This window comes from Achromobacter sp. EG18, assembly GCF_059759395.1.
The window spans coordinates 2,362,439-2,387,974 of record NZ_CM186213.1 but is presented as its reverse complement, the minus strand read 5'-3'; the positions used below and the strand labels follow the sequence as shown (position 1 = coordinate 2,387,974).

Annotated in this window: 16 protein-coding genes; 14 read left to right on the top strand and 2 right to left on the bottom strand. The window is 69.9% G+C overall.

The features are described from left to right. Nucleotides 1-3 precede the first annotated feature (3 nt). A complete protein-coding gene (locus AC6CR5_RS10755; RefSeq protein WP_058664865.1) occupies nt 4-1,404 on the top strand; it encodes an MmgE/PrpD family protein in 1,401 nt (466 codons plus the stop codon). A gap of 6 nt (nt 1,405-1,410) precedes the next feature. Here AC6CR5_RS10755 and AC6CR5_RS10750 read toward each other — a convergent pair whose 3' ends face one another. Continuing rightward, the gene (locus tag AC6CR5_RS10750) at nt 1,411-2,295 is read right to left on the bottom strand and encodes a LysR family transcriptional regulator (RefSeq protein ID WP_045953259.1); all 885 of its coding nucleotides are present in this window, start codon (nt 2,293-2,295) and stop codon (nt 1,411-1,413) included. A 122-nt stretch (nt 2,296-2,417) separates the two neighbouring features. Between AC6CR5_RS10750 and AC6CR5_RS10745 the strand changes: the two genes are divergently transcribed. From AC6CR5_RS10745 to AC6CR5_RS10720, 6 genes are all read left to right on the top strand, one after another. Then, a complete protein-coding gene (locus AC6CR5_RS10745; RefSeq protein ID WP_223821449.1) occupies nt 2,418-3,293 on the top strand; it encodes an alpha/beta fold hydrolase in 876 nt (291 codons plus the stop codon). Nucleotides 3,294-4,069: 776 nt separating this feature from the next. Beyond that, a complete protein-coding gene (locus tag AC6CR5_RS10740) occupies nt 4,070-5,032 on the top strand; it encodes a Bug family tripartite tricarboxylate transporter substrate binding protein (RefSeq protein ID WP_498085611.1) in 963 nt (320 codons plus the stop codon). A 90-nt stretch (nt 5,033-5,122) separates the two neighbouring features. Next, nucleotides 5,123-5,665, top strand: a complete 543-nt coding sequence (locus tag AC6CR5_RS10735; protein ID WP_498085610.1) for a glutathione S-transferase family protein — start codon at nt 5,123-5,125, stop codon at nt 5,663-5,665. Between the two features lie 13 nt (nt 5,666-5,678). Then, nucleotides 5,679-6,464, top strand: coding sequence for an aldolase (locus AC6CR5_RS10730; protein WP_006384944.1), 786 nt, complete (start codon nt 5,679-5,681; stop codon nt 6,462-6,464). Nucleotides 6,465-6,582: 118 nt separating this feature from the next. Next, a complete protein-coding gene (locus AC6CR5_RS10725; RefSeq protein ID WP_020928619.1) occupies nt 6,583-7,137 on the top strand; it encodes a helix-turn-helix domain-containing protein in 555 nt (184 codons plus the stop codon). Between the two features lie 17 nt (nt 7,138-7,154). Then, nucleotides 7,155-7,520 (top strand): cupin domain-containing protein, encoded by a 366-nt coding sequence (locus AC6CR5_RS10720; protein WP_006384946.1) that lies wholly within the window; start codon nt 7,155-7,157, stop codon nt 7,518-7,520. A 21-nt stretch (nt 7,521-7,541) separates the two neighbouring features. On the opposite strand, the gene AC6CR5_RS10715 is transcribed toward AC6CR5_RS10720, so the two are convergent. After that, nucleotides 7,542-7,922: a hypothetical protein gene (locus AC6CR5_RS10715; RefSeq protein ID WP_020928618.1), complete on the bottom strand. Its 381-nt coding sequence runs from the start codon at nt 7,920-7,922 to the stop codon at nt 7,542-7,544. Between the two features lie 215 nt (nt 7,923-8,137). Between AC6CR5_RS10715 and AC6CR5_RS10710 the strand changes: the two genes are divergently transcribed. The 7 genes from AC6CR5_RS10710 to AC6CR5_RS10680 all read left to right on the top strand — a co-directional run bounded on the left by AC6CR5_RS10710 (nt 8,138) and on the right by AC6CR5_RS10680 (nt 25,466). Beyond that, nucleotides 8,138-8,833 (top strand): STN domain-containing protein, encoded by a 696-nt coding sequence (locus AC6CR5_RS10710; RefSeq protein ID WP_020928617.1) that lies wholly within the window; start codon nt 8,138-8,140, stop codon nt 8,831-8,833. Beyond that, the gene (locus tag AC6CR5_RS10705) at nt 8,823-9,371 is read left to right on the top strand and encodes an RNA polymerase sigma factor (protein ID WP_020928616.1); all 549 of its coding nucleotides are present in this window, start codon (nt 8,823-8,825) and stop codon (nt 9,369-9,371) included. Before AC6CR5_RS10710 ends, AC6CR5_RS10705 begins: the two co-directional genes overlap by 11 nt. Next, entirely contained in the window at nt 9,368-10,363 is a 996-nt protein-coding gene (locus AC6CR5_RS10700; RefSeq protein WP_020928615.1) for a FecR family protein, read from the top strand. Before AC6CR5_RS10705 ends, AC6CR5_RS10700 begins: the two co-directional genes overlap by 4 nt. A gap of 125 nt (nt 10,364-10,488) precedes the next feature. After that, nucleotides 10,489-23,079: a putative filamentous hemagglutinin family protein gene (locus tag AC6CR5_RS10695; protein WP_498085609.1), complete on the top strand. Its 12,591-nt coding sequence runs from the start codon at nt 10,489-10,491 to the stop codon at nt 23,077-23,079. A 173-nt stretch (nt 23,080-23,252) separates the two neighbouring features. Further along, complete coding sequence (locus AC6CR5_RS10690; protein ID WP_054447339.1) at nt 23,253-23,948, top strand: STN domain-containing protein; 696 nt, start codon at nt 23,253-23,255, stop codon at nt 23,946-23,948. A gap of 11 nt (nt 23,949-23,959) precedes the next feature. Continuing rightward, nucleotides 23,960-24,496 carry an RNA polymerase sigma factor gene (locus AC6CR5_RS10685; RefSeq protein WP_223203209.1) on the top strand — a complete coding sequence of 179 codons (537 nt, stop codon included), beginning with the start codon at nt 23,960-23,962 and terminating at the stop codon, nt 24,494-24,496. 4 nt (nt 24,497-24,500) lie between these two features. Further along, a complete protein-coding gene (locus tag AC6CR5_RS10680) occupies nt 24,501-25,466 on the top strand; it encodes a FecR family protein (RefSeq protein ID WP_107315758.1) in 966 nt (321 codons plus the stop codon). The last annotated feature ends 70 nt before the right edge of the window (nt 25,467-25,536 follow it).

Here is a 25,536-nt window from a genome sequence, read left to right as displayed (position 1 = left end):
GTGATGACGACCACCACGAAGGCGCTTGCGCAATGGATTTCAGGTCTGCGGCGCGATGACGTGCCAGAGGGCGTGCGGCGCGCCTTGCGTCTGCTGGCCATGGATACGTTCGCGTGCGCAATGGTAGGAGGCGCGCAGCCGTGGACCCAGGCCATCCGGTCTTGGGCGCTGGCGCCGGGTTCCGGCTTGCAGGGGGTGTCGCGGATTTGGGGAGAGTCCACAGGACGACTGCGAGCGGCCGACGCCGCCATGGTGAACGGCGCGGCCGCCCATGCCTTTGAGTTGGATGACTTCCACAACGCCAAGGTACATCTGGGTGCAGTGGTTGTGCCAACGGTGTTTGCACTGGCTGAAAGCCACGACGCCACGCCCGAACGTGTCGAGACCGCACTGGCCGCGGGCTACGAGATCATCATCCGAAGTTCCCTGGCGCTTAAGCCCGCGCTGGCGCGGCTGCACGGTTGGCACTTGACCGCCGTGTGCGGTCCGTTGGGCGCTGCGGCGGCGGCTTCTGTAATGCTGGGGCTGGATGCCGAGCGTACCAGCTGGGCCTTGGGGCTGGCGGGAACGCAGTCGGGCGGACTGTTTGCGTTTACGGCAGACGGAGCGTCTTCAAAACGCTTTCACCCGGGGCGCGCTGCGCATGCCGGCGTGATGGCGGCGGAACTGGCGAGCCTGGGCTTGACCGGTCCTACCCAGCTGTTCGAGGCGGAAGACGGAGGATGGCTGCGCGCATTCTCGGAAGATCCGGACGAATCCGCGCTGACTGATCGCCTTGGCACGCATTGGCACGCTCCAGAGACAAATTTCAAGCCTTATGCGTGCTGCGGCAGCGTGCATGCGCATGTGGACGCCGCGATCGCGCTTCGGCCCCACTGGGCGCCGGGCGGCCGCGTGCGCGTGGGCATGCCCGAGGTGGTTCGGGTGCAGTGCGGTTACGACTATTTGCCCGGCAGTGCGCTGAATGCACAGATGAGCGGCCGATACAGTGTGGCGGTGGCGCTGCTGGACGGCGCGGCGCTGCCCGAGCAATTCGAGGCGGGCAGGATGCAGTCGGAGGATGTCATCAGGCTCGCTGGGCAGCTGGAGCTGATCCACGACAAAGACCTGGACGCGCTTTACCCGCGCAATTTTTGCGGTTGGGTCGAAGTGCAGTGTCTGGATGGCGAGTGGAAGCGGTACACGGTGTTGAATCCGTCGGGGTCAGCGGCCAACGCCTCGCGTGGCGAGGCGATAGAGGCCAAGACCGCTACCCTTTTGACACCGCTGTTGGGCTCGAACGGTGCGGCGAGATTGCGTGAATCGTTCAAGACGCTGGCCGAAACGCCAATCCGTGAACTGTTGGCCAACGCAACCGTTCACGACATGGCCGAGCCGGCGCCGCCCGCTCGCCACTGTGCCTAGGGACGCTCAGGAAATAGGGGGCTCAAGAATGCCGCGGACCACGTTGGCGACAACGTCCGAGGGGTTCTTGGGGTTCCAGATGGCGCAGATGCGGACGCGTTGCTGCACCTGGTCAAGCTTGCGGTAGACCACGCCAGGTACGGCGCTCTGCGCGAATGAACTGGGCACAAACGCGATGCCCAGCCCCAGGCTGACCATTTGGAAAATCGTCAGCGCGTGCCGCGCCGTATGCGCGATCTTGGGGCTGAAGCCCGCCTCGGCGCAAGCGGCGATGAAGCTGTCGAAGAGCGCGGGTGCATACTCGCGCGAGAACGCCACGAATGCCTGATCGCGCATTTCGCCCAACGGTATGTCCGTGCGTGCGGCGAAGGCGTGGCCGGAAGGAATGGCCAAGCTGAAAGGCTCGGTAAATATCGGTAGCGCAGCCAACTCTTCAATGTGGGGCTGTTCGTGAATGATGCCGATATCGATCTTGTCCTGAAGCACCGCCCGAATCTGGTCTCGGGACCCCATATCGGTGACGGCCACATTCACTTTTGGAAACCGGGCCTGTAGCCGCCCCAGTATCTTTGGCATCACGTGAAACACGGCCGACGTCGCCATACCCAGCCGCAATTCCCCGATGTCGCCTTTTGCCGTTTTGAGCGTGGTGTCGACCGCAGCTTGCAGATGCGCAAGCACCGATCGGCTTTCGCGTAGGAACACCTTCCCTGCATCCGTCAATTTCACTTCGCGCCGCGTGCGCAGGAAGAGTACTACACCCATCTCTTCTTCTAGTGCCTTGATCTGCTGGGAAAGTGGCGGCTGCGACATGTGCAGCTTCGTCGCCGCGCGGCTGAAATTCAGTTCTTCCGCGACGGTAACGAAGTAACGAAGCTGGCGAATGTCCATTAGTCAGAGTTCCGATAACTGTTAGCTGAATTCAATATTGGATGGATGCTTGGCGAGCGCCTAGAGTGCTAAGCGCGGGTTCTTTTCAGAAGTGAAAATCTTAAATGCAATCAGGAGCGCGAATGGAATCGGTTGTCCAACAGTCTCGCATGGAACGAGAAGCCGAAGCAGATAAATCTGATGTTTGCGCAACAAGCGCATTCTTTGTCGAACGTGGGAATGGCGTTCGTATCGAGGTGTATGCGCAAGGGCAGGGGGATTTGCTTGTCATGCTGCCCTCGCTCGGTCGAGGCGCGGTGGATATGGAAGAGATTTCAACGCCTTTGGCCGCCGCGGGATACCGGGTGCTGCGGCCGGAGCCGCGCGGAAATGGACGCAGTGTGGGCCCGCTGGAAGACAAAACCTTGCACGATTGGGCGGAGGATATCGCCGCGGTCGTGGAAAGCCAGAACGCCGGTCCAGCATTCATCCTGGGCCATGCGCATGGGAATTGGATTGCAAGAACGCTGGCGTCTGACCGCCCGGACTTGGTGCGCGCGCTGTTGCTGCTGGCAGGTTCTGCTGGAAAGGTGCCCGAGGGCTTTGAGGGACTACCGATCAGCCATGAAACACGGGCGGTTATTGAACGTTGTGGAGACACGTCGCTTCCCACGGACGTGCGTCTCAGGAGCCTGCAAGAAGTATTTTTTGCGCCGGGCAATGACGCCAGTGTATGGCTGACAGGATGGAACACGCGGCTATTGACCATGCAGACGCTCGCGCAAAAGCGTACGCCCGTGGACGATTTCTTTTCGGGCGGGGTCGCACCCATCCTGAACTTGCAGGCGCAATACGACGTGATCGCGCCGCAACGCTTCGCGCGGGTATTGAGCGATCGTCTGGGCGATCGGGTGACCAACGTCACGATTCCCAATGCCGCGCATGCGTTGCTGCCAGAGCAACCAGAGGCAGTGGTTGCTGTCGTATTGGACTACCTTAGCAAACATCGCTCGCGTTAACATGCTGGAGCGGAGCCAACACGTATGGACCGACTGCATAGGTGCGAGTTGACGAGGCCGAATCGCACGTCGAACAGCGACCGGAAGAAGGTCGCCTTCATGCAGCTGGCGGCTGATATTTTCCGGTGCACGACCGAGCTATTGCGAGTATCTCCAGTCAGCTCATCGCGCCGCGCTTGAACGCTCAATGGGGCACGTTCAGCGCGACAGCGGCCAGAGCCGGCGCGTTGCCGACTTCCTGGTTGGATGAGGGGAGTGTGGAGGGTTCGATCCAACAACCTGTGGGCCGTGGATGAGGGCATTGCCGAGGACATGGGGATCGTCTTTCGCCTGGTCGCGCGTGCCAACAGCTACGCGGACACGTTTGGCTCGGCACGCAATTCGAGGGTCATCGTGAGCGTATGGTGGCACGAGCAGTTGAATGACAGTCATTCTCGGCCGAGCGTCCCGGGCCAGCTAAGCATGGCCTAGTCTTGCGATCCATATAACCCTTTCCCAAGGCGAATGGCATTGCTCAACAGATCGCCGGCGGTAGGGCGATTTTTTCGCTTTCTTGGCGCTGATGGGGCGGAGGCTAGCCGCCTTTCGCCGTCTGGATTGTTGTCCTTCGAATTCACGGACACCTGCATCAAGGCGGCGAACTTCAACAAAAAAGGCGAACTTTATTCCTGCCGCTCAGGGATTCCCCCAATCACATTTCCCTTGCGGAAAATCAATGCTCTATAGGACACTTTGTGTCATAGCCGCGATCCAGCGGCGGACGCAAGGGGAATCCTATGAAGCGCATGATCATGGCCGCCGCGCTGGCGGTGGCCGCAGGGGCGGGTAGCGGCGCGCAGGCCGCGTTTCCGGATCATCCGATCCGGCTGGTGGTGCCGTTCGGCGCCGGCGGCATCACCGATATCGTGGCGCGCCAGGTGGGCAAGGGCATGGGCGATGCGCTCGGCCAGAGCGTGGTGGTGGAGAACCGGCCAGGCGCGGGCGGCGTGATCGCCGCGCAGGTGGCGGCGACGGCGCCGGCCGACGGGTATACGATCTTCATGGGCACGGTGGGCACGCAGGTGGTGAATCCGCTGATCTACGCCAAGCTCAGCTACGACGCCGACAAGTTCGCGCCGGTAGGACTGGTATCTGGCTCGCCCTATCTGCTGGCGGTGCGCGGCGACCTGCCGGCGGCGAGCTTTGCCGACTTCGTGACGTACGCCAAGGCGCACCCGGCCAAGCTGAATTTCGGTTCGGCGGGCACGGCCAGTTCGCCGCACCTGGGGCTGGAACTGCTGAAGCTGACGGCGGGCGTGGACATCGTGCACGTGCCGTTCAAGAGCGGCAGCGAGGCGGTCAACGCAGCCATCGGCGGCCAGGTGGACGTGGTGATGGACGCCAGTCCGGTGATCATGCCGCACGTGGCGTCGGGCAAGCTGCGCGCGCTGGCGGTGGCGGCGGACCAGCGCCTGCCGTCGGCGCCGCAGCTGCCGGCCGCGGGCGAGGCTGGCGACGCGGGCTTGCAGATCAGTTCCTGGAATGCGTTCTTCGCGCCGGCCGGCACGCCGCCGGCGGTGCTGGAAAAACTCAACGCGGCGCTGCGCCAGACGCTGGCCTCGCCTGAATTGAAGGCGAGGCTGGCGGCGCAGGGCACGCAGCTGTACACCGGCGCGCCGGACGAATACCAGCGCTTCATCGCGGCCGAAAAGAAAAAATGGGCCGAGATCGTCAAGCGCGCCGATATCAGGATGGATTGACGATGACCACGCATCCCTTGGCGGGACAGCCGCTGGAACTGGCCGATACGCTGCGTTCGGGCCTGGAAGATCCGGCTGGCCTGCGGCTACATGGGGTTGGCGCTCACGCGCCGCACCTTCGATATCGTGCAGGGCGACCTGGAGACCGAGGCCTTCGGCCGCATCAATCCGTGGCGCCAGGTGCCCGCGCTGCGCACGCCCGAAGGCGTGTGGCTGGCGGAGTCGCAGGCGATCCTGTGGTATCTGGGCCGGGGCACGCCGTGGCTGCCCGAGGGGCGGCTGGCGCAGGCGCAGGTGGCCAGCTGGCTGAGCTTCGAGCAGACCCAGCACATGCATGCCTTCGCGCAGCCGCGGCTGTTGATCCACCTGCGCGGCACGGCGCGGGTGGATGACCCGGCGATGGTGGAGTGGCGCCGCGCCGGCATGCGCGCGGCTGCGTGGATGGAGGCGCATCTTACCGGGCGCGACTTCCTGGTGGGCGAGGTGCCGACCATTGCCGACATCGCGCTGTATCCCTACACCAGCATGGCGGAGCAGGGCGGCTACGACCTGTCCGCCTTTCCCCACATCAACGCCTGGCTGGCGCGCATGCGCGCGCTGCCGGGTTTTACGCCGTTGTTGGAAACGGCATAGCAAGGAGTCAAAGATGGCCGATACGATGCATTTGGGCAAGGATGAACTGATCGCGCGGGCCAAGGCCGAGATGCAGCGCCAGTTCGACACGCCCGACTGGACGCTGCGCGAGCGCCTGGCGCTGACCTGCCGCATCCTGTTCGACGGCGGGCACGATTCGGGCCTGGCCGGCCAGATCACGGCGCGCGCGCCGGAACCCAACCGCTACTACACGCAGCGGCTGGGCCTGGGGTTCGACGAGATCACGGCCGGCAACCTGCTGCTGGTGGACGAGGACCTGCGGGTGCAGGAAGGCGGCGGCATGCCCAACCCGGCCAACCGTTTCCATTCCTGGATCTACCGGGCGCGGCCGGATGTCAACTGCATCATCCATACGCACCCGCTGCACGCGGCCTCGCTGTCGATGCTGGAGGTGCCGCTGGAGGTCTCGCACATGGACAACTGCCCGCTGTATGGCGACGTGGCGTTCCTGAAGGACTGGCCGGGCGTGCCGGTGGGCAACGAGGAAGGCGAGATCATCTCGGCGGCGCTGGGCGACAAGCGCGCCATCCTGCTGTCGCACCACGGCATGCTGGTGGCCGCGGGCACGGTGGAAGAGGCCTGCGTGCTGGCGCTGCAGTTCGAGCGCGCCGCGCGCATGCAGCTGCTGGCGATGGCGGCCGGCACGATCCAGCCGATTCCGCCGGCGCTGGGGCGCGAGGCGCACGACTGGATCCTGACGCCCAAGCGCTCGCAGGTGGGTTTTTCGTACTACGCGCGGCGGGCGTTGCGCCAGCACCCGGACGTGCTGGGCGCGTAGCGCGGTCCGCCCCGGGGCGCGGGCCGGTCATGGCGCCCCGGATGGGCAGGGGAGGCCGACTCGACGGCCGGACGGGTTTCGGGCATGCTTACCGGTCGTTTCCGCCATTTTCCCGCCCATGATCGACCTGCCTCACCGCCTGCGCGCGCTGCGCCGCCAACAATCCCTGTCCCTGGAACAGCTGGGCGAGCGCACGGGCCTGACCAAGAGCTATCTGTCCAAGCTGGAGCGGGGCCTGAGCGAGCCCTCGATCTCCACCGTGCTGCGGCTGGCCGAAGCGTATGGCGTGGGCGTGTCGCAATTGGTGGGCGGCGATGGCGCGGCGCAGGACGAGGTCGTCAGCCTGGTGCGGGTGGCCGATCGCGAAGCGCTGCAGCGGCGCGACCTGGGCACTGAATACCATTACGAATCGCTCGCCGGGCGCCGCAAGGTCAAGGCCATGGAACCCTTCATCGTGCACCCGCCGCGCGAGTTTCCCGACGCGGCCGCGGTGTTTCCGCACCCCGGCGAGGAATTCCTGCTGGTGCTCAAGGGCGCCATCGAGGTCCAGGTCGGCGAACGCGAGTTCCGCCTGGACGCCGGCGATTCGCTCTATTTCGATTCCGAACTGCCGCATCGCATGCGCACGGTCAGCCGCGGCGCGGCCGAGGTGCTCGTGGTGGCGGCGCATTGAACTCCAAGGAAAGCGCAGTGAAGCATGATCAATCGCGGCTGGTCCGCATCGACGCCGGCCCCATGAAGAATCCGGTGCCCGGCAAGCCCAAGCGTCCCCTCTCGGGCGACGCGGCGTTCCGCACCGTGACCGCGTTCGAAGGCAACGGCGGCCGCGCCGAGGCCGGCGTGTGGGAGAGCACGGCCGGCAGTTTCCAGTCCAACACCACCGGCTATATCGAATTCGGCTACATCGTCGAAGGCGCGGCGCGCCTGGTCGACCCGGATGGCACCGTGCACGAACTGACCGTGGGCGAGGCCTTCGTGATGCCGGAGGGCTATACCGGCCGCTGGGAAGTCGATACCTTCGTCAAGAAAATCTATTTCATCAGCCGCACGGCCTGAACGCGCGGCGCTGCAGACGCCCTACGGCGTCGGCCGCTGCGGATAGGCCGAGGTGCCGAAGGTGTTGCCCATGCGGTTGCCGATGGTGGCGGGCGTGGGAAGGCCCATCTGGTTGGGCGGCCGTTGCGTGATGGCTTCGGAGCCCAGCTCGGGCGGCGGCCTGGGCGCCGCGTCGGGCGCCATCTTCTGGTTCAGGCAGCCATACGACAGGGCGCGGTAGCCGTTGACCTCGGTCTCGATGCAGGCGCCGCCGGGCGCGGGCCCGGCCGTCGACGCGGGCGGCGGCACCGGCGTGGCCTGCGCGGCGGGCGCGGTCTGGGCGCCCGCCGTCAGGGGCGCGAGCGCCAGCGCGGCCAGCAACAGCAGACCGGCGCGGTGCGGAAAGGGGCAAGGGATGCGCATGCGGGCTCCTTGGAAAAGGCCCGGCGGCCAGTGGCCACCGTGCCATCAGTATAGGGACAGATGATCGCGCGCAGGTGACGATTGCGTGGCGGGCCGGCGCCGCGTGCATGTGGCGTGTCACGATTGCGTCATTCACGCGTCCTAGCATGGCGCCTTTCCTTCGAGGCGGGTGCGCCGGCACTCGCGACAACGGCAATGCCTGGCATTTTTCCTCCATGTTGGCGTCCATGACCTTTGCCTGTCCGCCGGGCGGGGGCTGGATGGGACGCGCCTGCCTGGCGTTGGGGATGTGGGCGCTGGCCGGCGCGGGCAGCGCCGGGGCGCCGCCGCGCGAGATGGCATTCGCCATTGCCGCGCAGCCGCTGGACCAGGCGCTGGCGGAGTACAGCCTGGCCAGCGGCCGCACGGTGCTGGTCGACACCGCCTTGACCGCCGGCCGACACGCGCCCGCGGTGATAGGCACCTATACCCCCGGGGATGCCCTGCGCAGGCTGCTGGCGGGGGCGCCGTTGGCGATCCGCTATGCCAGCACGCATTCGTTCACGCTGGTGGCCGCGCCGCACACGGCGCCGGCGGTGCGCGCGGCCAGCGCGGCGCGGTTGCGAGACACGCCCTACGCGGCTGCGCTGCAAGGCGCGCTCAAACAGGCGCTGTGCAGGGGCTCGGGGGCCGAGCCGGGCCGCTATCGCGCCCTCGTCAAGCTCTGGTTCGACAAGGCCTGGCGCGTTGACAGGGTGGATTGGGTATCGGACACGGGATCGGCGCCATTGAATCGCCGGCTGGAGACCGCGCTGCGCGGGGTGACGGCCGGGCCATTGCCCGCCGGCATGCGGCAGCCGGTGACGATATTGCTGCGGGCCGGTGGCGCTGACGACTGCGCCGCGCCGCGAGGGGCGGGCCATGCGGGATGACAGGTCGCCGGGCTCGCTGCGCGCGCTGTTCCTGGAGCGCTACAACGATTTCCGCAGCCAGCTCAGGCGCCGACTGGGGTCCGATGACCTGGCCCATGACGCGATGCAGGAAGCCTTCCTGAAAGTGAACGACCTGCCGGCGAGTTCGTCGATCCAGCAGCCGGCGGCCTATCTGTTCCGGGTGGCGCTGAACATCGCCGAGGACCAGCGCCGCCGTGATTCACGTCTATTGACGGGGGTGGAGATCAGCGAGCTGATCGGCGGCACGGACGAAGCCGCCGATCCGGCACGCATCGCGCAAGGCCGCAGCCAGATCGACGCGTTCCGTCGCGCCTTGCGCCAGTTGCCCGAGCGCACCCAGCAGATGCTGTTGGCAGCCCGGGTGCACGACGTGCCGCATGCGGAGATCGCCAGGCGCTATGGCGTGTCGGAACGCATCGTATCCAAGGAGCTCAAGCGCGCATTGGTCCATTGCGGCAAGGTGCTGCAAGCGCAGGAGGAGCCAGCGCGACGCGCCGGCGAGGAAGACGAAACATGACGCTGACGGGGCTGCCAGGAAGGCGCAAGGGCGAGGCGTCGGTGCATGACCGCGATGCGCGCGAATGGTTGTTGATGCTGACTTCGGGCGCCGCAACCGAGGCCGATGCGCAGGCATTCCGCGCCTGGCTGCGCCAGGACGCGCGCCACGAGGCCGCGTTCGCCGAACAGAAGCGCCTGTGGCAGGCGCTGGGACCGGCGGTGCGCGAAGAGGCGAAGGCATGGGCCGCGCCGCGTCGTCCGTCGCCGTCGGGCCGGCGCGCCTTCCTGGGGGGCGCGGTGGCGGCGTCGGTCGCGTATCTGGCCTGGCGTCCTCCGCTGGGACTGTGGCCCGGCCTGGGAGAATTCGGCGCCGATTACCGCACCGCCACCGGCGAGCAGCGGCGGGTGGCGCTGGGCGAGGCGCTGGAACTGGAGCTCAATACTCAGACGCGCATCAACGTGCGCTCGGCGCCCGACGCCGGCGCGGTGATCGAACTGGAGGCGGGCGAGGCCGAAGTCCGCGTTGGCCGGCCGCTGAATGCGCGTGGCGAAGCGGCGGCGCCGGCGACACAGGTGGTGGCCGGCGCCGGCCGCATCACCGCGCGCGAGGCGCGGTTCAACCTGCGCTATCTCGACGGCGAAGCCAGCTTGTGCTGCCTGTCCGGCAGTTTGCGGCTGGCGCACGCGCGGGGGGCGTATGACGTGGCCGCCGGGCAGGAGCTGCGCTACGACGGCCAGCGGGTGATGCCGCCGGTGGCGGCGGATACCGAGGCCGTAACGGCCTGGCGCCGCGGCTGGCTGGTGTTCGATCGGGTGCCGCTGGCGGACGTGGTGGAGGAACTGAACCGCTATCGTCGCGGCCGCCTGGTGCTGCTCAACAGCCGGCTGGGCCGGCGCCGGGTGCAGGCCCGCTTCGCGCTGGCGCAGGTGGCGGACGCCGAGCAGTTGATTCGTGACGCCTACGGCGCCGAGGTGACTCGATTGCCCGGAGGCGTGGTGTTGCTGTCCTGAGCTGCCACCAATGTCGGGCCGGGAAGCTGCATGAATTATTTATGACAGGGTTCCGGTCGGCATTTTTCCATCCGTCTGTCTTGTTCCAGGTGGCGACACCCCGATAGGAATGAGGAAGGACGATCATGCAGACACGGTTGGCGCAACGCGGCGGTAGGGCATTGAGGGCGCGTAAGGCGGGGCGCGGGCGTCCGCGCTGGCGTCCGACACAGGTGTCGCAGGCGTTGGCGGTGCTGCTGGTGGCGGGCGGCTGGAGCGGCGCGGCGCAGGCGCAGGCGCGCGCCTTCAGCCCGGCCTGGTTCGCGGACAAGGGCGCGGTGCAGTCGACCGCGCAGCGCACCGGCCGCATGCCCGACGGCAGCCTGGCCGGCATCGGCAACAGCGCCCGCCAGCAGGCGCAGTCGCGCCAGCAGTTGCAGCGCTCGCTGGACAATCTGAATCGCACCGCCGCGGCGGTGGCCGCGCAGCAGGCGGCGCAGGCGGCGGCGCGCGCGGCCGCGGCGGCAAACGGCACCGCCGTGCCGGACGGACTGGCGCCGGGCGGGCTGTGGATCGCCGAGGGCGCGCAGGCCAAATGGGAGGGCGCCAACAAGCCGCGCACCGGCACCGAGGGCGGGCGCCAGCTGGTGACCATCGAGCAAACGCAGTCGCGCGCCATCCTGAATTGGGACACGTTCAACGTGGGCCGCAACACCACGCTGCGGTTCCAGCAGAAGGCCGACGACGCGGTACTGAACCGGGTGGTGGGCGCGTCAGCGCGGCCCAGCCAGATCCAGGGCGCGATCCAGGCCGACGGCACGGTGCTGGTGGTGAACCAGAACGGCGTGATCTTCAGCGGCACCAGCCAGGTCAACGCGCGCAACCTGGTGGTGGCCGCCGCCACCATGAGCGACGCGCAGTTCCGCGGCAATGGCCTGTATGGCGACAATGGCCAGCCGACTTTCCGCGACGCCGCCGGCCGCATCGAGGTGCAGGCGGGCGCGCGCCTCCAGACCTCGACGCCGGCCTCCTCGACCACGGGCGGCGGTTATGTGCTGCTGCTGGGCAAGGAGGCCGTCAACGCCGGCACGATCGATACCCCGGGGGGCCAGGCACAACTGGCGGCCGGCGACAGCTTCGTCATCAAGCGCGGGCAGGGGACGGCGGGCAATCAGTTGTCCACCACCCGGGGCAACGAGGTGACGCCCGCGGGCGCGACGGGCCGTGTCGAAAACACCGGCCTGATCCAGGCCGCCCTGGGCGACGTGACATTGACCGGCGCCGAGGTGGCGCAACGCGGTGTGCTGTTGTCGAGCACTTCGGTGAACGCCCGCGGCACCCTGCACTTGGCCGCGGCGGGCGCGGATGGCCGGATCACGCTGGCCGCAGGCAGCGCCACGGCGATCCTGCTGGATCGGGGCGGCGACCTGGCGCTGGACAGCCAGCGCGATGGCCTGCGCGTGCCCCTGGGCGCGCAGACCGATGCGCCCATGGCCGCGGCAGGCAGCGACCGGCGCGACCTGTCCCGCGTGGAAATCCGCAGCGGCGGCACGGTCGATTTCGCGGCGGATTCCATGACGCTGGCCACGGGCGGGCAGATCGTGGTCCACGCCGCCCGGCGCAGCCTGCTGCGCGACGGCGCGGTGCTGGACGTGGCCGGCGCGGTGGGCGTGCCCGTCGCCATGGAAAACAACAACATCAAAATCAACGTGCAGGGCAACGAGCAGCGCGACGCCCCGCTCAATCGCGACAGCGGCAAGCTCAACAGCAGCGATGTGTGGGTGGATCTGCGCGAGCTGGTGTGGGTGCCGGCGGGAACCAACGGCTATGCCACCGATCGCTGGTACACGGCGGGGGGGCTACTGGAAGTGAGCGGCTATCTCGGCACGCGGCCGCACGCGGTCGGCGAATGGATGGCGCAAGGCGGCAATGTCGAGTTCAGTGGCGGCGACGTGGTGACGCGCGCCGGTTCGTCCATCAATCTGTCCGGCGGCACCCTGGACGTGCAGGACGGCATGATCCGCCAGAGCTGGTTGCGAGGCGCGGACGGCCGCTTGTATGAGGTGTCGCGCGCGCCGGGCGACCTGGCCTATGCCGGCCTGTACCTGGGGTACGAGGCGCGCAGCGCGCGCTGGGGCCAGACGCGGTATTTCTACAACCCGCTGCTCGCCCCGCGCGAGCGATTCGAGACCGGCTATACCGTGGGCCGCGATGCGGGCAGGCTGCTGGTGGGCACCAGCGGCGCGGTGCTGGAGGGCGAACTGCTCGGCGCCACCTTCCTGGGCGAGCGCCAGAGCGTCGCCGCGCGCTCTGACCTGGATGGCTACCAGCAATCGCAACGCGCCGCGGCGCGCGGCGCGCAATTGGTGGTGGGCGCCTACACGCCCTATTACGACAAGCGCACCGGGGCGTTGCGGTACACATTGGAACGCAATCAGAACACCGCCGCGCGCGTCGTGCTGGACGGGTGGGTGGCAGCCATCGCCGGCGGCCTAGAACTGGACACCGCCCTGCCCGCGGACCGCGGCGCCAACCTCTTGCTCGACAGCGCACGGTTGAGCGCGTCGGGCCTGGGCGCCGTCAGGATCGCCGCCGCCGACATTGACGCGCGCGCCGACCTGGCGGTGGCGCCCGGCGGCGAGATCACGCTGTTTGCCGAGCGGGTGTCGGTGGACGCCACGTTGAGCGCGCGCGGGGGCGCGCTGCGCCTGGGCAGCGTCATGACGCAGGCCACGCCGACCGGCATGCTCGACACCCTGGCGGGCGGCAACGGCGCGGACGAGCGCGTGGCGCTGGGCGCGAACGCCCGCCTGGACGCGTCGGGGCTGTGGCGCAATCTGGCGCCGGCGCAGGCCGGCGCCCTGGCTTATCTGGATGGCGGCAGCGTGTCGGTGCGAGGACGCGGCGATCTGCTGCTGGATGCGGGCAGCACGATCGACGTGGGCTCGGGCGCCGCATTGCGCGCGCCGGGCAAGCTGACCGGCGGCAGGGGCGGCGACATCACGCTGGAGACGCTGGCGGCCGACGGTTCGGCAGGCGGCCGCTTGCGCCTGGCGGCCGACTTGCGCGGCTATGGGGTGGAGGGCGGCGGCACCTTGGCGGTAACGGCGCCAAAGGTGGTGCTCGGCGATGCCGGCGCGGCGGGCGACGGCGCGCTGGTGCTGGAGGCGGCGCTGTTCCAGCGCGGCTTTTCGCGCTACCAGATCGCGGGCAGCGAAGGCCTGGCCGTGGCCGACGACGCGCGCATCGACGTCGCGATGCCGGTCTACCGGCCCGGCGCCGATGCGGCCGAAGTGCCGACCGGCTCGCGGCCGGCCGTGGCGCTGCAAGCCTGGCTGCCGCCGGTCTATCAGCATGATCCGGTGGCGGCAACGATCACGCGCCGTCGCGGCGCCAGCCTGTCACTGCAGAGCGGCCGCAACCTGGCGACGGCCGGCGCCGACGTCGATGCGGCGCTGACGATCGGCCGCGGCGCGCGCGTCACCGTCGACCCCGGCCAGACCCTGCGGCTGCGGGGCGCGGGCCAGATCACGGTGCTGGGCGCATTGAGCGCCGCCGGCGGCAGGATCGACATCCGGCAATTGCGGCTGGGCGATATCGACGTGGCCGAGTCGGTGGAAACCGCCAGCGGACGGGTCCACGACCGGTCCATTCTGGTGGGAGAGCAGGCGCTGCTGGATGTCGCCGGCCGCGCCGAGGCTGGCGTGGACGCGCGCGGGCGCAGGTACGGCGTGGCGGATCAGGGCGGCGCCATCGTCATCGGCGGGGAAATCGACCACGAGCGCGCCACCGCGACCTCCTCCGATGCCTATGTGATCGTGCGGCCCGGGGCGCGGCTGGAGGCCTCGGGCGCCAGCGTGGATCTGGACGTGCAGGGCGTCGGGCCGCTGCGGCTGGACCGCGATGGCGGCCGGATTTCGCTCAGTTCGTACCTGGGCCTGCAGCTGGACGGCCAGTTGGCGGCGCGCGCGGGAGGCCCCGGGGCCGCTGGCGGCACGCTCGATATCGCGCTGGAAACGCCGTTGTACCGCCTATGGGGCGGTGATACGGCCACGGCCGCGGTGCAAGTGCCGCGCGAATTAGTGCTGACGAGCGGCGCCGCCGCGCGCGAGCCGCGTTATGGCCAGGCGCGGCTGGACCTGGCGCGCGTGTTGGCCGGCGCGGGCTTCGATCACATCGGCCTGTTGTCCAACGGCCTGATGTCCTTTGACGGCGCGGTCGACCTGGCGGCCGCGGGCAGTCTGCGGCTTTATGCCGGCGCGTTTTCCCTGGCGACGGGGGCCGACGCGGCGGACAGCCGGGTGATGCTGTCGGCCCCGTATGTGCGCCTGTCGGGCCCGGGCAGATACTTCGCCACCAATGGCCTGACGCGGCCCCGGGTGCTGTTCGGCGATGCGGCCACGGTGGGGGCGGGCAACTTCACCGTGCGTGCCGGCGGCTTGCTGGAGGTCGGCAACAGCCTGTCCTTTGGCACCCAGGGCCAGATCCAAGTCGCCGGCGCCACGCCGCTCGTGGTGACGCGACCAGGCTTTGACCGTGTCGAGCTGCGCAGCGGCGGCGACATGCGCTTCCTGGCCCCCAACGATGATCAGCCGCGCACGCGCCTGTGGACGCGCGGCGACCTGGATCTGGTCGCCGCGCAACTCTATCCGGCCACGGGAGCTGATGCGGAGGTGCTGGCCGGCCACACCCGCGACCTCGCATCCGGCGCACTGGTGTTCGATCCGGCGCGGATCTTGCGCGTCGGCCGTGTGGACGCGGCCGCGGCATTGCCGCCCGTGCCGTATTCCGCGTTCGGCACGCTGCGCCTGGCCGCCGCCAGCGTCGAGCAGGGTGGCGTGCTGCGGGCCCCGCTGGGCGCGATCGTCCTGGGCGACCTGAGCGAACGGTTGGGGACACGGCGCCTGACCCTGCTGCCGGGCAGCGTCACGTCCGTCAGCGGCGCCGGCCTGGTGATGCCTTACGGCGGCACCTCGGATGGGGTGTCATACCGGTTCCAGGGCGAGGAGGTGGCGCTGGTCGGCGTGGGCGGGGCGACGGGCTTCGAGCAGGGCGCCTATCTGCGCACCGGCATCACGCTGGCGTTTCGCGACGTGGATGCGGCGCCGGGCGCGTTGCTGGATCTGTCGGGCGGCGGCGAACTGGCCGGCGCTGGCTTCGTGTCGGGCCGCGGCGGTTCGACCGATGCGCGCTACTTTCCGCTGGTGCGCAACACGCCCGACGGCGGTTTTTTCCTGCCGGTCCTGGCGGACCATCCGGTCTATGCCATCGTGCCGGGCGCGCAACCCGGCTATGCGCCCGCGGGCGGCGAGGCAGGCGCGTCGAGGCCGGGCGTGGGGCGCCAGATCACGGTGGGCGCGGGCGTGCCCGGCTTGCCGGCCGGCACCTATACCTTGATGCCTTCCACCTTCGCGCTGTTGCCGGGCGCCTTCCGCGTCGAGATCAACGGCGCCGCGGCCGCGGGGCCGGCCATCGCGCCGATGCGGCTGCGCAACCTGTCATGGGCGGCCAGCGGCACGTTGTCCACTGCCGGCACGGCCTTGGCCGACAGTTTGCCGAGCCAGGTGATCCTGACGCCGGCCGCCGTGCTGCGAACCTATTCGCAATACAACGAGACCAGCTACGCCAGCTTCGTGCGTGCCGACGCGGTCAGGCGGGGCGTGCCGCGCGCGATGTTGCCGGCCGACGCGCGCACGCTGCGGCTGACGATATTCCCGGGGACGTCCGACGGCCAGGCGCTGCGCTTTGACGGCGTTGCCGATTTCCGGGCGGCGGCGGGCGGTTTCGCCGGCACCGCGGCGCTCAACGGCGGCAGCAGCCAGGTGGAAATCCTGCCGGCCGGCCAGGCGCCGAGCGCCGGCTTTGGCGGCGCATCGGTGCAGGCGGATGCGCTGGCGGCCCTGGGTGCCAACCGGTTGGTGATCGGCGCCCTGCCGGTGGTCGAGTATGGACAGGGCGGCCGCTTCTACACCTTCCAGGGCGGCGCGCAGCGGGTGATCCTGCGGTCCGGTGCGCAGCTGGCCACGCCCGAGATCCTGGTCTCGTCGCGCGAGATCGAAGTCGAGGCCGGCGCGGGGCTGTCGACGCTGGGACGCGGCGCGCCGTCGGTGGATTCGACGCAGGGCTATGCCTTCCAGCCTGGCGCGGTGGCGCTGTTGGCGCTGTCCAATGGGCGCCTGGATGTGCTGGCGCCCGACGCGCAGGCCGCCGGGTCGATCCGCATCGGCACCTGCGCGGCGGTGCCGTGTCCCTCGGCAACGGGGCTGTACTCCGAAGGCACCATCGCCGCGGCGGTCAATGGCGTGTTCGACCTGGGCGAGGCGGTGCGCTACGGAACCCGCAACCTGACGCTGGCGGTCGGCGCAGTCAATGTCGGCACGGCCACCGCGCTGGAGCAGGCAGCGGTGCGTGGCGTGCTGCCGAGCGGCCTGACCTTGAACCAGGAAATTCTCGCCCGGCTCCTGCGTGGCGATGTCAGTAGCGGCGCGCCGGGGCTCGAAGTGCTGACGCTGACCGCGCGCGACGCCATCAATTTCTATGGCTCCGTGGCGCTCGATACGCGCGACCCGGCCAGCGGCCGCTACAGCCTGGCCACACTGGCGCTGGGCACGCCGGCCCTGTACGGCTACGGTGAAAGCGGCGACGAGGCCGCCATCCGCACCGGGCATCTGGTCTGGAACGGGGCCACGCAGGCGCCCGGCGCGGTGGCGGCGGGCGGCGCCGGCACCGGCCGGGGCACCCTGCGCATTGACGCCGAGCGCATCGAGTTCGGCTACGGCCAGGGGGCGCAGCCCAACGGCGTGGACGACAACGCCCGCCTGGCACTGGGCTTCGGCGCTGTCGTGCTCAATGCCAGCGAACGCGTCACCGCGAACCATCGCGGCAGCCTGGCGGTGTACCAGTCGCAAGGCGCCTATGGCAGCGGTGGCTACGCGTACAGCGGTGGCGACCTGACGGTGAACACGCCGCTGCTGACCGGTGTCGCCGGCTCCGTCAACCGTTTCATCGCGGGTGGCGACGTGCGGGTCGTGGCGCCGGCGGGCGCGCCGGTCGCGCCGGTTCAGGCGCTGGGCGCGGAGCTGAGCCTGACGGGGGCGAACGTGCGGATCGGCGGGGCCATTGTGCTGCCCAGCGGCAAGCTGACGCTGACGGGGCGCGACAGTGTGTTGTTGGGGGCGGGCTCCACGCTGGACCTGGCGGGCCGCGCCATCGCCTTCAACGACGTATGGCGCTACAGCTGGGGCGGCGAACTGATCCTGGAAAGCGGCCTGGGCGCCATCCGCCAGGAAAGCGGAGCGTTGATCGACCTGTCGGCGCGCGAGAACGACGCCGGCGCCCTGCGCGCGGTGGCGCTGTCCCCGACCGGCGGCGAGGTGGCCTTGCTCGGCCGCATACTGGGCGGCGCGTCGGGGCGCTACGACGCGGCAGGCACGCTGGTGCCGTATCGGGCCGGCAGCATCGACATTCGCGCGCAGCGCCTGGGCGCGGCGGGCTCGCTGGATGCCGATTTCGACGCCCTGAATCAACGCCTGAACGAGGGCGGCGTGAGCGGCGCGCGCAGTTTCCAGATCAAGCAGGGCAACCTGACGGTGGGCGACGCCTTGCGCGCCAACGATATCAATCTGTCGCTGGACGGCGGCCACCTGACCGTGGCGGGCCGTGTCGACGCCAGCGGCGAACGGGTCGGCCGCATCCGGCTGGCGGCGCGCGAAGGGCTGACGCTGGCGTCCGGCGCCGTGCTCGATGCGCACGGCACGCTGCTGCGCGTGGACAGCTACGGCAAGATCATCGACGCGCCCAACCGCGCCGTCGTCGAACTCAATGCCGGCCAGGGCGTGCTGACCCTGGCCGGGGGCGCGCGCATCGACTTGCGCCATGGCACGGCGGCCACCCAAGGCACGGCGGCGGGGCAGCACGATGGCGCCGCGCGCGGCACGCTGGAATTGCTGGCGCCGCGCGTCGATGCGGCCGGCAACGCCGGCATCAACGGGGGCGGCGCGCCGGATGCCGCCGCCACATATGGCGACATTGCCATCGAGGCGCGCGGACCTCTGGCCATCGAGGGCGCCAAGGCAATCACGCTGATCGCCACGCAGCGCTACGACGATGCCCGTCCCGGTGATCCCGCCGAGCGCAGCGGCGGGCGCGAATACCAGATCATCGACCAGGATTACCTGAACGAAAAGCATGCCGACAGTGCGGCTTTCATGGGCCGCGCGCTGGCCAACGGCAACCTGCTCGGCGGCAAGCTCGCCGGCCTGAACAATGCCGTCTATCGCGACGTGTTCCATCTGCGGCCCGGCGTCGAGATCGTCAGCCGCAGTGCGGACGGCGACCTGGTCGTGCAAGGCGACCTGGACCTGTCGGGCTATCGCTATGCCAGCCTGAATCCGCGCACGCCGCTGGGTGCCGCGTATGGCTCCGGCGAGGCGGGCGCGCTGGTGCTGCGGGCCAAGGGCAACCTGGATGTATATGGCAGCATCAACGACGGTTTCGCCCCGCCGCCGGCGTCGCCGGACGACGAGAACGGCTGGATCCTGACCCCGGGGACGCAGCCCTTCGGCGGTGACGTGGTCCTGCCGCGCGGGGGAGTGGAGCTGGCCGAAGGCACCGAGTTCCCGGGCGGGCGCACCCTGAATTACCCCTTGCCCTTGCAGGCGACCACGCTGGCGGCGGGGACGCGCCTGCCGGTGGAGGCGGTGCTGGACCAGAGCCTGTCGCTGGCCCCGGGCACGGTGGTGTCCGGGGACGTGCGCGATGCGGCCGGACAGTTGCTGTACGGGGCCGGCACCGTGCTGGCGCAGGCCGTGGAACTGCCTGCGGGGACGCGCTTGGGCGCGGGCACGCTGCTGGCGCAGGGCACGGCCTTGCAGGCGTTCACCTGGCCGGCGGACGTGGCCCTGCCGAACCTGCACACCACCCAGGGCAATGAGGCCAACGTGCTGCGTCTGGCGGGCACGATCACGCTCAAGCTGGGCGCGCTGATCCCGTCGCAGGCCAAGCTGGTGCTTCCGGCCGGCACCGAATACGTGCCATTGCGGCCGGACGCCACGGCGGCGCAGCGGCGCAATTGGGCGTTGGCGCCGATGCTGCCCGCCGGCAGCCAGTCGTGGTCGGTCCAGCTGGTGGCGGGCGCCGACCTGGAGGCGGCCGATCCGCGCCGCGTCCTGCCGGGCGCAGGCCACCTGACGCTGGCCGACAGCCATTACAACGTCAGTCTGGAGCAGGGCAACGCCCGGCTGGTGTGGGGGCCTGACGCGCCGGATTACGGCGCCGAACCGGGCAAACCGGTGCCGGACGAAATGCAGTGGCTGTGCGATGTCACGCCCGGCCTGTGCGTGCCGCCGCCGCCCTGGGTGTGGGCCGAGGACAACTGGCTGGGGTTCCCCGGAGGCGAGCCGGTGGCCGATGGCGACCTGGCGCTGTGCAAGACATTTCCCGATCAATGCGTCGCGAACAAGACCACCCTGACGATCGTTAACCATACGCAGAACTTCAGCGTGCTGCGCACGGGCACGGGCGATCTGGCGCTGGCGGCGGGGGGAGACATCAGCCTGCGGTCGGCCTATGGCGTCTACACGGCGGGCACGCAAGCGGCCGACGTGGCGCCGGCCTACCTGCTGTCGCGCGGCCGTTATGGCGGCACGGTGCTGGGGGATGCCTACGCCTCGACCTATGAGCCGTTCGTGGCGGACGGCGCCTACCAGGCCTGGTATCCCGAGGCGGGCGGCAATCTCGACCTGTATGCCGGCGGCGCGCTGCGCGGCGACGTATGGGGCAGGACCGTGCCCGCGTCCCTCGAGGGACGCGTGATCGATCCCAGCGTCGGCGTCGGCAACTGGCTGTGGCGCCAGGGCACGGGCAGCGCCAACGGCGGTGACACACCCACGGCATGGTGGATCAACTTCGGCAGCTATACGCAGGCCCCTGCCTCGTTCAAGGATGGCACGCCTTTGCTGGCCGGTTTCACCGGATTCGGCGCGCTGGGCGGCGGCAACGTCAGCGTGCGCGCCGACGGCGACGCCGGCAATATCGACGCGCGCGGCACCGCTTCGGACCCGCGCAGCCAGGGCCTGGTCGTTGCGGTGGGCAGCACCGGCCGCGTCGCTGCCGACGGCGCCCTCGCATTGACCGGCGGCGGGGATATCGACGTGCGCATCGGCGGCCGGCTGAATCCGACTCAGAACGCGCGCGGACTGGTGTCGACGACGACGGGCGCCAAGCCCTTCTATGGCGACCCGGCCCTGGACCTGCAGGGCGCCCTGATCAACCTGCGGGGCAGCGTGCGCCTCTCGGCGGGCGCGGTGGGCGGCCTGGCGCTGCAATATGGCAACAACGCGACCCTGCAGGACGCCAAGGAAAGCCGCGGCTACGATCCCTACACGTCCACCCTGGCCAGCGCCACGGGGGGGCTGGTGCTGATGCCTGGCGACGCGGTCATGCGCGTTGATACGCGCGGCGACCTGGTGCTGGGCGGGGCTGGCGACCCTGGCCGTGTCGCAGTGCCCAACAGCACGCCGTTCCGGCTGCCCGACGGCACCGCGCTGGCGGGCGGCGGCTACAGCTGGTTTTCGATGTGGACCGACAGCACCGCCATTGAACTGGCCAGCGCTGGCGGCAACCTCGCGCCCAGCCGCCAGACCGCGCACAGCGCCCGCAATTCACCGCTGCAGACGGGGCGCAACACGTCGGCCTCGGACGCGCGCTATCTGTATCCGTCGATACTGCGCGCCACCGCCTACGACGGCAGCGTCTACGCCGGCGCGTCCGCGGGCTACCTGAACAGCGAAATCGATGGCGTGCCGTATTCGCTTACCCTGGCGCCGGGCGCTCGCGGCCAACTGGAACTGCTGGCCGGCGACTCGATCTACGCTGGCGGCTACGCCATCAATCGATCCGGCGCCGATCCGACCGTGATGGCGAGCGTGCGCAACCCCGCCTTCGCCGGTTATGACTCCCTGGCCAGCGATGCGGTATTGCTGGGCAACCAGGGGGCCGGCGGTGGCGCCGCGACGCGCGGTATCCATTACCCACTGTTCCATTTCGGCGCACCGACCGCGGGCGCCGCCGGCTCCAACGCCGTGACGCGGCTATATGCGCGCGACGGCGACATCGTCGGGTTGCGCAGCGGCGAGCTGATCAGCGTGGCGCAGGGGCCGCAGGCCGGCCTGAACTGGTTCGAGGCCGCCGGCCCGGTCTGGATGATGGCGGGACGGGACATCGTGGCCTCGGGCACCGACATCGGCAAGCCCACCGCGGTGCCCACCAGCAACGGCTATACCTTCGGGATCGGCGACGGTGTGTCCAGCGGCAATCTGTTCCTGCATCGGGACGGGCTCGATGTTTCGCGGGTCGCGGCGGGCCGCGACATCCTGTACAGCACGTTCCAGGTGGCGGGGCCGGGCGTGCTGGAGGTCACGGCGGGCCGCCACGTGCTGATGGCCGACCGGGCCGCCATCGGCAGCCTCGGCCCGGTGCTGCCGGGCGATCCGCGGCCGGGAGCGTCGATCGCCGTGCAGGCGGGGGTGGGCGCGGCCGGGCCGGACTACGCCGGGTTCCTGGCGCGCTACCTGGATCCGGCGCGGCTGGCCGATGCCGGCCGGCCGCGTGAAGACCAGGGCCTGCCCTTCAAGACCTATGAGGCGGAACTGCTGCTGTGGTTGACGCAGCGCTACGGTTTCGCGGGCAGCGGCGAGCAGGCGCGCGCCTACTTCGACGCCTTGCCCGCCGAGCAGCAGCGGATCTTTGCGCGCCAGGTGTATTTTGCCGAACTGCGCGCAGGCGGCCGCGAATACAACGACAAGTCAGGTCCGCGCAGCGCCAGTTACCTGCGCGGCCGCCAGGCCATCGCGGCGCTGTTCCCGGATACCGCGCCCGGTGCCTACCAGGGCGATCTCACGCTGTATGGCGCGGCCGGTATCCGCACCGCTTTCGGCGGCGACATCCAGCTGCTGACGCCGGGCGGACAGCAGGTGTTCGGCGTGGAAGGCGCGGCGCCGCCCGCCACGGCCGGCATCATTACACAGGGCGAAGGCGATATCCAGCTGTATGCGCTGGGCAGCATCCTGTTGGGCCAGAGCCGCGTCATGACCACGTTCGGCGGCGGCATCACCGCCTGGTCCGCGCAGGGGGACATCAACGCGGGCCGTGGTTCCAAGACCAGTGTGCTGTACACACCTCCCAAACGTGTCTACGACAGCGTCGGCAATGTGACGCTGTCGCCCGCCGCGCCCAGCACGGGCGCGGGCATCGCGACGCTGGCGCCGCTGCCCGAGGTGCCAGCAGGCGATGTGGACCTGTACGCCCCGCTTGGCACCATTGACGCGGGGGAGGCTGGCATCCGGGTCTCGGGCAACGTCAACATCGCCGCCTTGCAGGTGGTCAACGCGGCCAACATCCAGGCCCAGGGCGACAGCCAGGGCGTCCCGGTGGCGGCTGCGGCCAACACAGGCGCGCTGGCGTCGGCCAGTGCCGCCGCCAGTTCCGCGGTCAACGCCGCGCAGGATTCCGTCCAGCGCGCCCAAAGCCAGGCACGCCGGAACCTGCCATCGGTGATCACCGTGCAGATCCTGGGACACGGCGATGAGCCGCTGGCGGGCGCGTCCCGGCCGGCGGCGCCGGGGCCGGCCACCGGCTACGACGCCGCCAGCGCGGTGCAGGTCCTGGGGGCCGGGACGCTGGACGACAGCGAGATGCGCGCGCTCAGCCCGATCGAGAAAAGTCGGCTGGCGATGTAAGGGCGGACGGCGCGCGGGTGACGCGCACATGACGATTGCCGGGCGATGCGGCCTCGATCGTCACGCGGGCGTCACCCGACCGTCACATGCGGCCGCTACCATGCCGCTTCCGCCCTGCGTCCGGCCGTCGCCGGCACGCAGTCGCCACGCCATCTTAGAGACATCGGGGTGTTATGACAGTCACGCAGGCGCCTGGGGCCGCTTGGGCGTTCGCATGGTGGTTCGCGCTCGGCCTGTCGATGCTGCCGCCGGCCGCGCTGGCCCAGCAGCGGGCCGCCGAAACCGCGTTGATCCCGTTCGACATCGCCGCGCAGCCGCTGGATGCGGCGCTGGCCGCGTATACCCAGGCCACCGGCATGGCGGTGCTGGTCACCAGCCGCGTGACGGCGGGCCGACAAGGCGCCGCGGTGCGCGGCCGCCTGGCGCCGCGCGAGGCGCTGCGCCAGTTGCTGGCCGGCACCGGCCTGCAGGCGCGCTACACCAGCGCGTCGGCGTTCACGCTGGTGGAGGCCGCGGCTCCCGCGGCGGCGCGCGCGCCGGCCGCCGGCGCGCCAGCGGGCGCCGTGACGCGTTACGCCGGCGTGCTGCAGAACACCGTGACGCGCGCGCTGTGCCAATGGACCGGCGCGCAGTTCGGCCGCTACCGCGCCTCGCTGCAATTGTGGATCGGGCGCAATGGCGTGGTGCGCCAGGCCCGCGTGCTGGCGGGCACCGGCGACGCGCGCCGCGACGAGGCGCTGGCCGGGGTGCTGGCGGGATTGATCATGGACACGCCGCCGCCGGCCGACCTGCCGCAGCCGGTGACCATCGTGCTGGCGCCGCGCCCGGATCCGCGGGCCGATTGCCGCCTGGCCGGCGCGGCGGGTTGACGCGCATGGCCATGACCGGCGACGCCCTGCGCAACCTGTTCCTGTCCAAGTACCAGGAATTCCGCAAGCGCCTGCGCATCCGGCTGGGGTCGGAAGACCTGGCCAACGACGCCATGCAGGAAGCGTGGCTGCGGGTCGACAGCCTGGCCGAGACCGCGCCGGTGGAGTATCCAGCCGCCTATCTCTTCAAGATCGCCTCGAACATCGCCGAGGACCAGCGCCGCGCCAATGCGCGCATCCTGTCGATGGCCGAGATCGAGGAGCTGTACGACATGGCTGACGAGGCGGCCGGCCCGGCGCAGGTGGCGGAGGGCCGCCAGCAGGTCGAGGCGCTGGAAGCGGCGCTGGCCGAACTGCCGCGCAGGCGCCAGGCGATCGTGATCGCGGCGCGGGTGGACGACGTGCCGCACCGCGAGATCGCCGAACGTTTCGGCATCTCGGTGCGGACCGTGGAAAAGGAATTGCGCGCGGGGCTGGAGCACTGTTGCGAGAAATTGGAAAAAAAGTATGTCCAGCGCTACGGTCCCCAGGCCCGGGAAACGTCTTAGCTATATGACACCCCTGTTCAGACGCTCCCGCCCCGGTGGCGACCCCGCGGCCGCGCTCAAGCGCGAGGCCCAGGCCTGGGTCGTGCGCCTGGCTTCGGGCCAGGCCAGCGTGGCCGATGGCGAGGCCTTTCGCCGCTGGTGCGGACAGAGCGCCGAGCACGCCCGCATCTTCAAGGAAACGCGCAGCGCCTGGCAGCAATTGGCGCCGGCCGCGCGCCAGGTCCAGGCGGCACAGGCGCGCCGCGGCCGCAGCGCGCGGCCGGCGCGGCGCGCCTTCCTGGGCGGCGCGGTGGCGGCCTGCGGCGCGTGGCTGGCGTTCAAGCCGCCGCTGGGCCTGTGGCCAGCCGTCGACGAACTGACCGCCGACGTGCGCAGCGGCACCGGCGAGCAGCGCCGGGTGGCGCTGGCGGGCGATGCCAGCGTGCAGTTGAACACGCAGACCCGCATCAACCTGTCGCGCAGCGGCCAGGCGCAGCAGATCGACCTGCTGGCCGGCGAGGTCGAGCTGGCGACGGCCGGCCAGCCCGTCAGCCTGACGGCGGGCGCCGGCCGGATCAACGCCACGTCGGGTTGCGTCAACGTGCGCTACACCGACGGCCAGGTCCGCGTGACCTGCCTGGAGGGCAGCGCCCGCGTCACATCGCGGCAGGACTCGCTGGAACTGACCGCCGCGCAGCAGGTGGTGCTGGGCGCGGCCGGCGCCAGCGGACCGCGGCGGGTGGACCTGGACGCGGTCACCGCCTGGCGCCGCGGGGTGCTGGAGTTCAACGGCGTGCCGCTGGCGCAGGTGGTCGACGAGATCAACCGCTATCGCCCCGGCCGCATCGTGCTGGTGGGCGACCGCCTGGCGGGCAGCCTGGTGCAGGCGCGCTTTTCGCTGGACCAGCTGGCCGATGCCGCGCTGCTGATCCGCGACGTGTACGGCGCCCAGGTCACGTCGCTGCCCGGCGGCATCGTGCTGCTGAGCTGAGTCCGCCGCAGGTCGCGGCCGCCGCGTCCAAAACCTGAAATATGAAATTTTTGTGAAAAAGCGCAGTCGA

Bases quoted from the DNA above. Each gene is read 5' to 3' on its own strand.
- AC6CR5_RS10685 (WP_223203209.1), top strand. From the start codon at position 23,960: ATGACCGGCGACGCCCTGCGCAACCTGTTCCTGTCCAAGTACCAGGAA.
- AC6CR5_RS10710 (WP_020928617.1), top strand. From the start codon at position 8,138: ATGTTGGCGTCCATGACCTTTGCCTGTCCGCCGGGCGGGGGCTGGATG.
- AC6CR5_RS10730 (WP_006384944.1), top strand. From the start codon at position 5,679: ATGGCCGATACGATGCATTTGGGCAAGGATGAACTGATCGCGCGGGCC.
- AC6CR5_RS10700 (WP_020928615.1), top strand. From the start codon at position 9,368: ATGACGCTGACGGGGCTGCCAGGAAGGCGCAAGGGCGAGGCGTCGGTG.
- AC6CR5_RS10725 (WP_020928619.1), top strand. From the start codon at position 6,583: ATGATCGACCTGCCTCACCGCCTGCGCGCGCTGCGCCGCCAACAATCC.
- AC6CR5_RS10735 (WP_498085610.1), top strand. From the start codon at position 5,123: ATGGGGTTGGCGCTCACGCGCCGCACCTTCGATATCGTGCAGGGCGAC.
- AC6CR5_RS10750 (WP_045953259.1), bottom strand. From the start codon at position 2,295: ATGGACATTCGCCAGCTTCGTTACTTCGTTACCGTCGCGGAAGAACTG.
- AC6CR5_RS10695 (WP_498085609.1), top strand. From the start codon at position 10,489: ATGCAGACACGGTTGGCGCAACGCGGCGGTAGGGCATTGAGGGCGCGT.
- AC6CR5_RS10680 (WP_107315758.1), top strand. From the start codon at position 24,501: ATGACACCCCTGTTCAGACGCTCCCGCCCCGGTGGCGACCCCGCGGCC.
- AC6CR5_RS10715 (WP_020928618.1), bottom strand. From the start codon at position 7,922: ATGCGCATCCCTTGCCCCTTTCCGCACCGCGCCGGTCTGCTGTTGCTG.
- AC6CR5_RS10705 (WP_020928616.1), top strand. From the start codon at position 8,823: ATGCGGGATGACAGGTCGCCGGGCTCGCTGCGCGCGCTGTTCCTGGAG.
- AC6CR5_RS10690 (WP_054447339.1), top strand. From the start codon at position 23,253: ATGACAGTCACGCAGGCGCCTGGGGCCGCTTGGGCGTTCGCATGGTGG.
- AC6CR5_RS10755 (WP_058664865.1), top strand. From the start codon at position 4: ATGACGACCACCACGAAGGCGCTTGCGCAATGGATTTCAGGTCTGCGG.
- AC6CR5_RS10745 (WP_223821449.1), top strand. From the start codon at position 2,418: ATGGAATCGGTTGTCCAACAGTCTCGCATGGAACGAGAAGCCGAAGCA.
- AC6CR5_RS10740 (WP_498085611.1), top strand. From the start codon at position 4,070: ATGAAGCGCATGATCATGGCCGCCGCGCTGGCGGTGGCCGCAGGGGCG.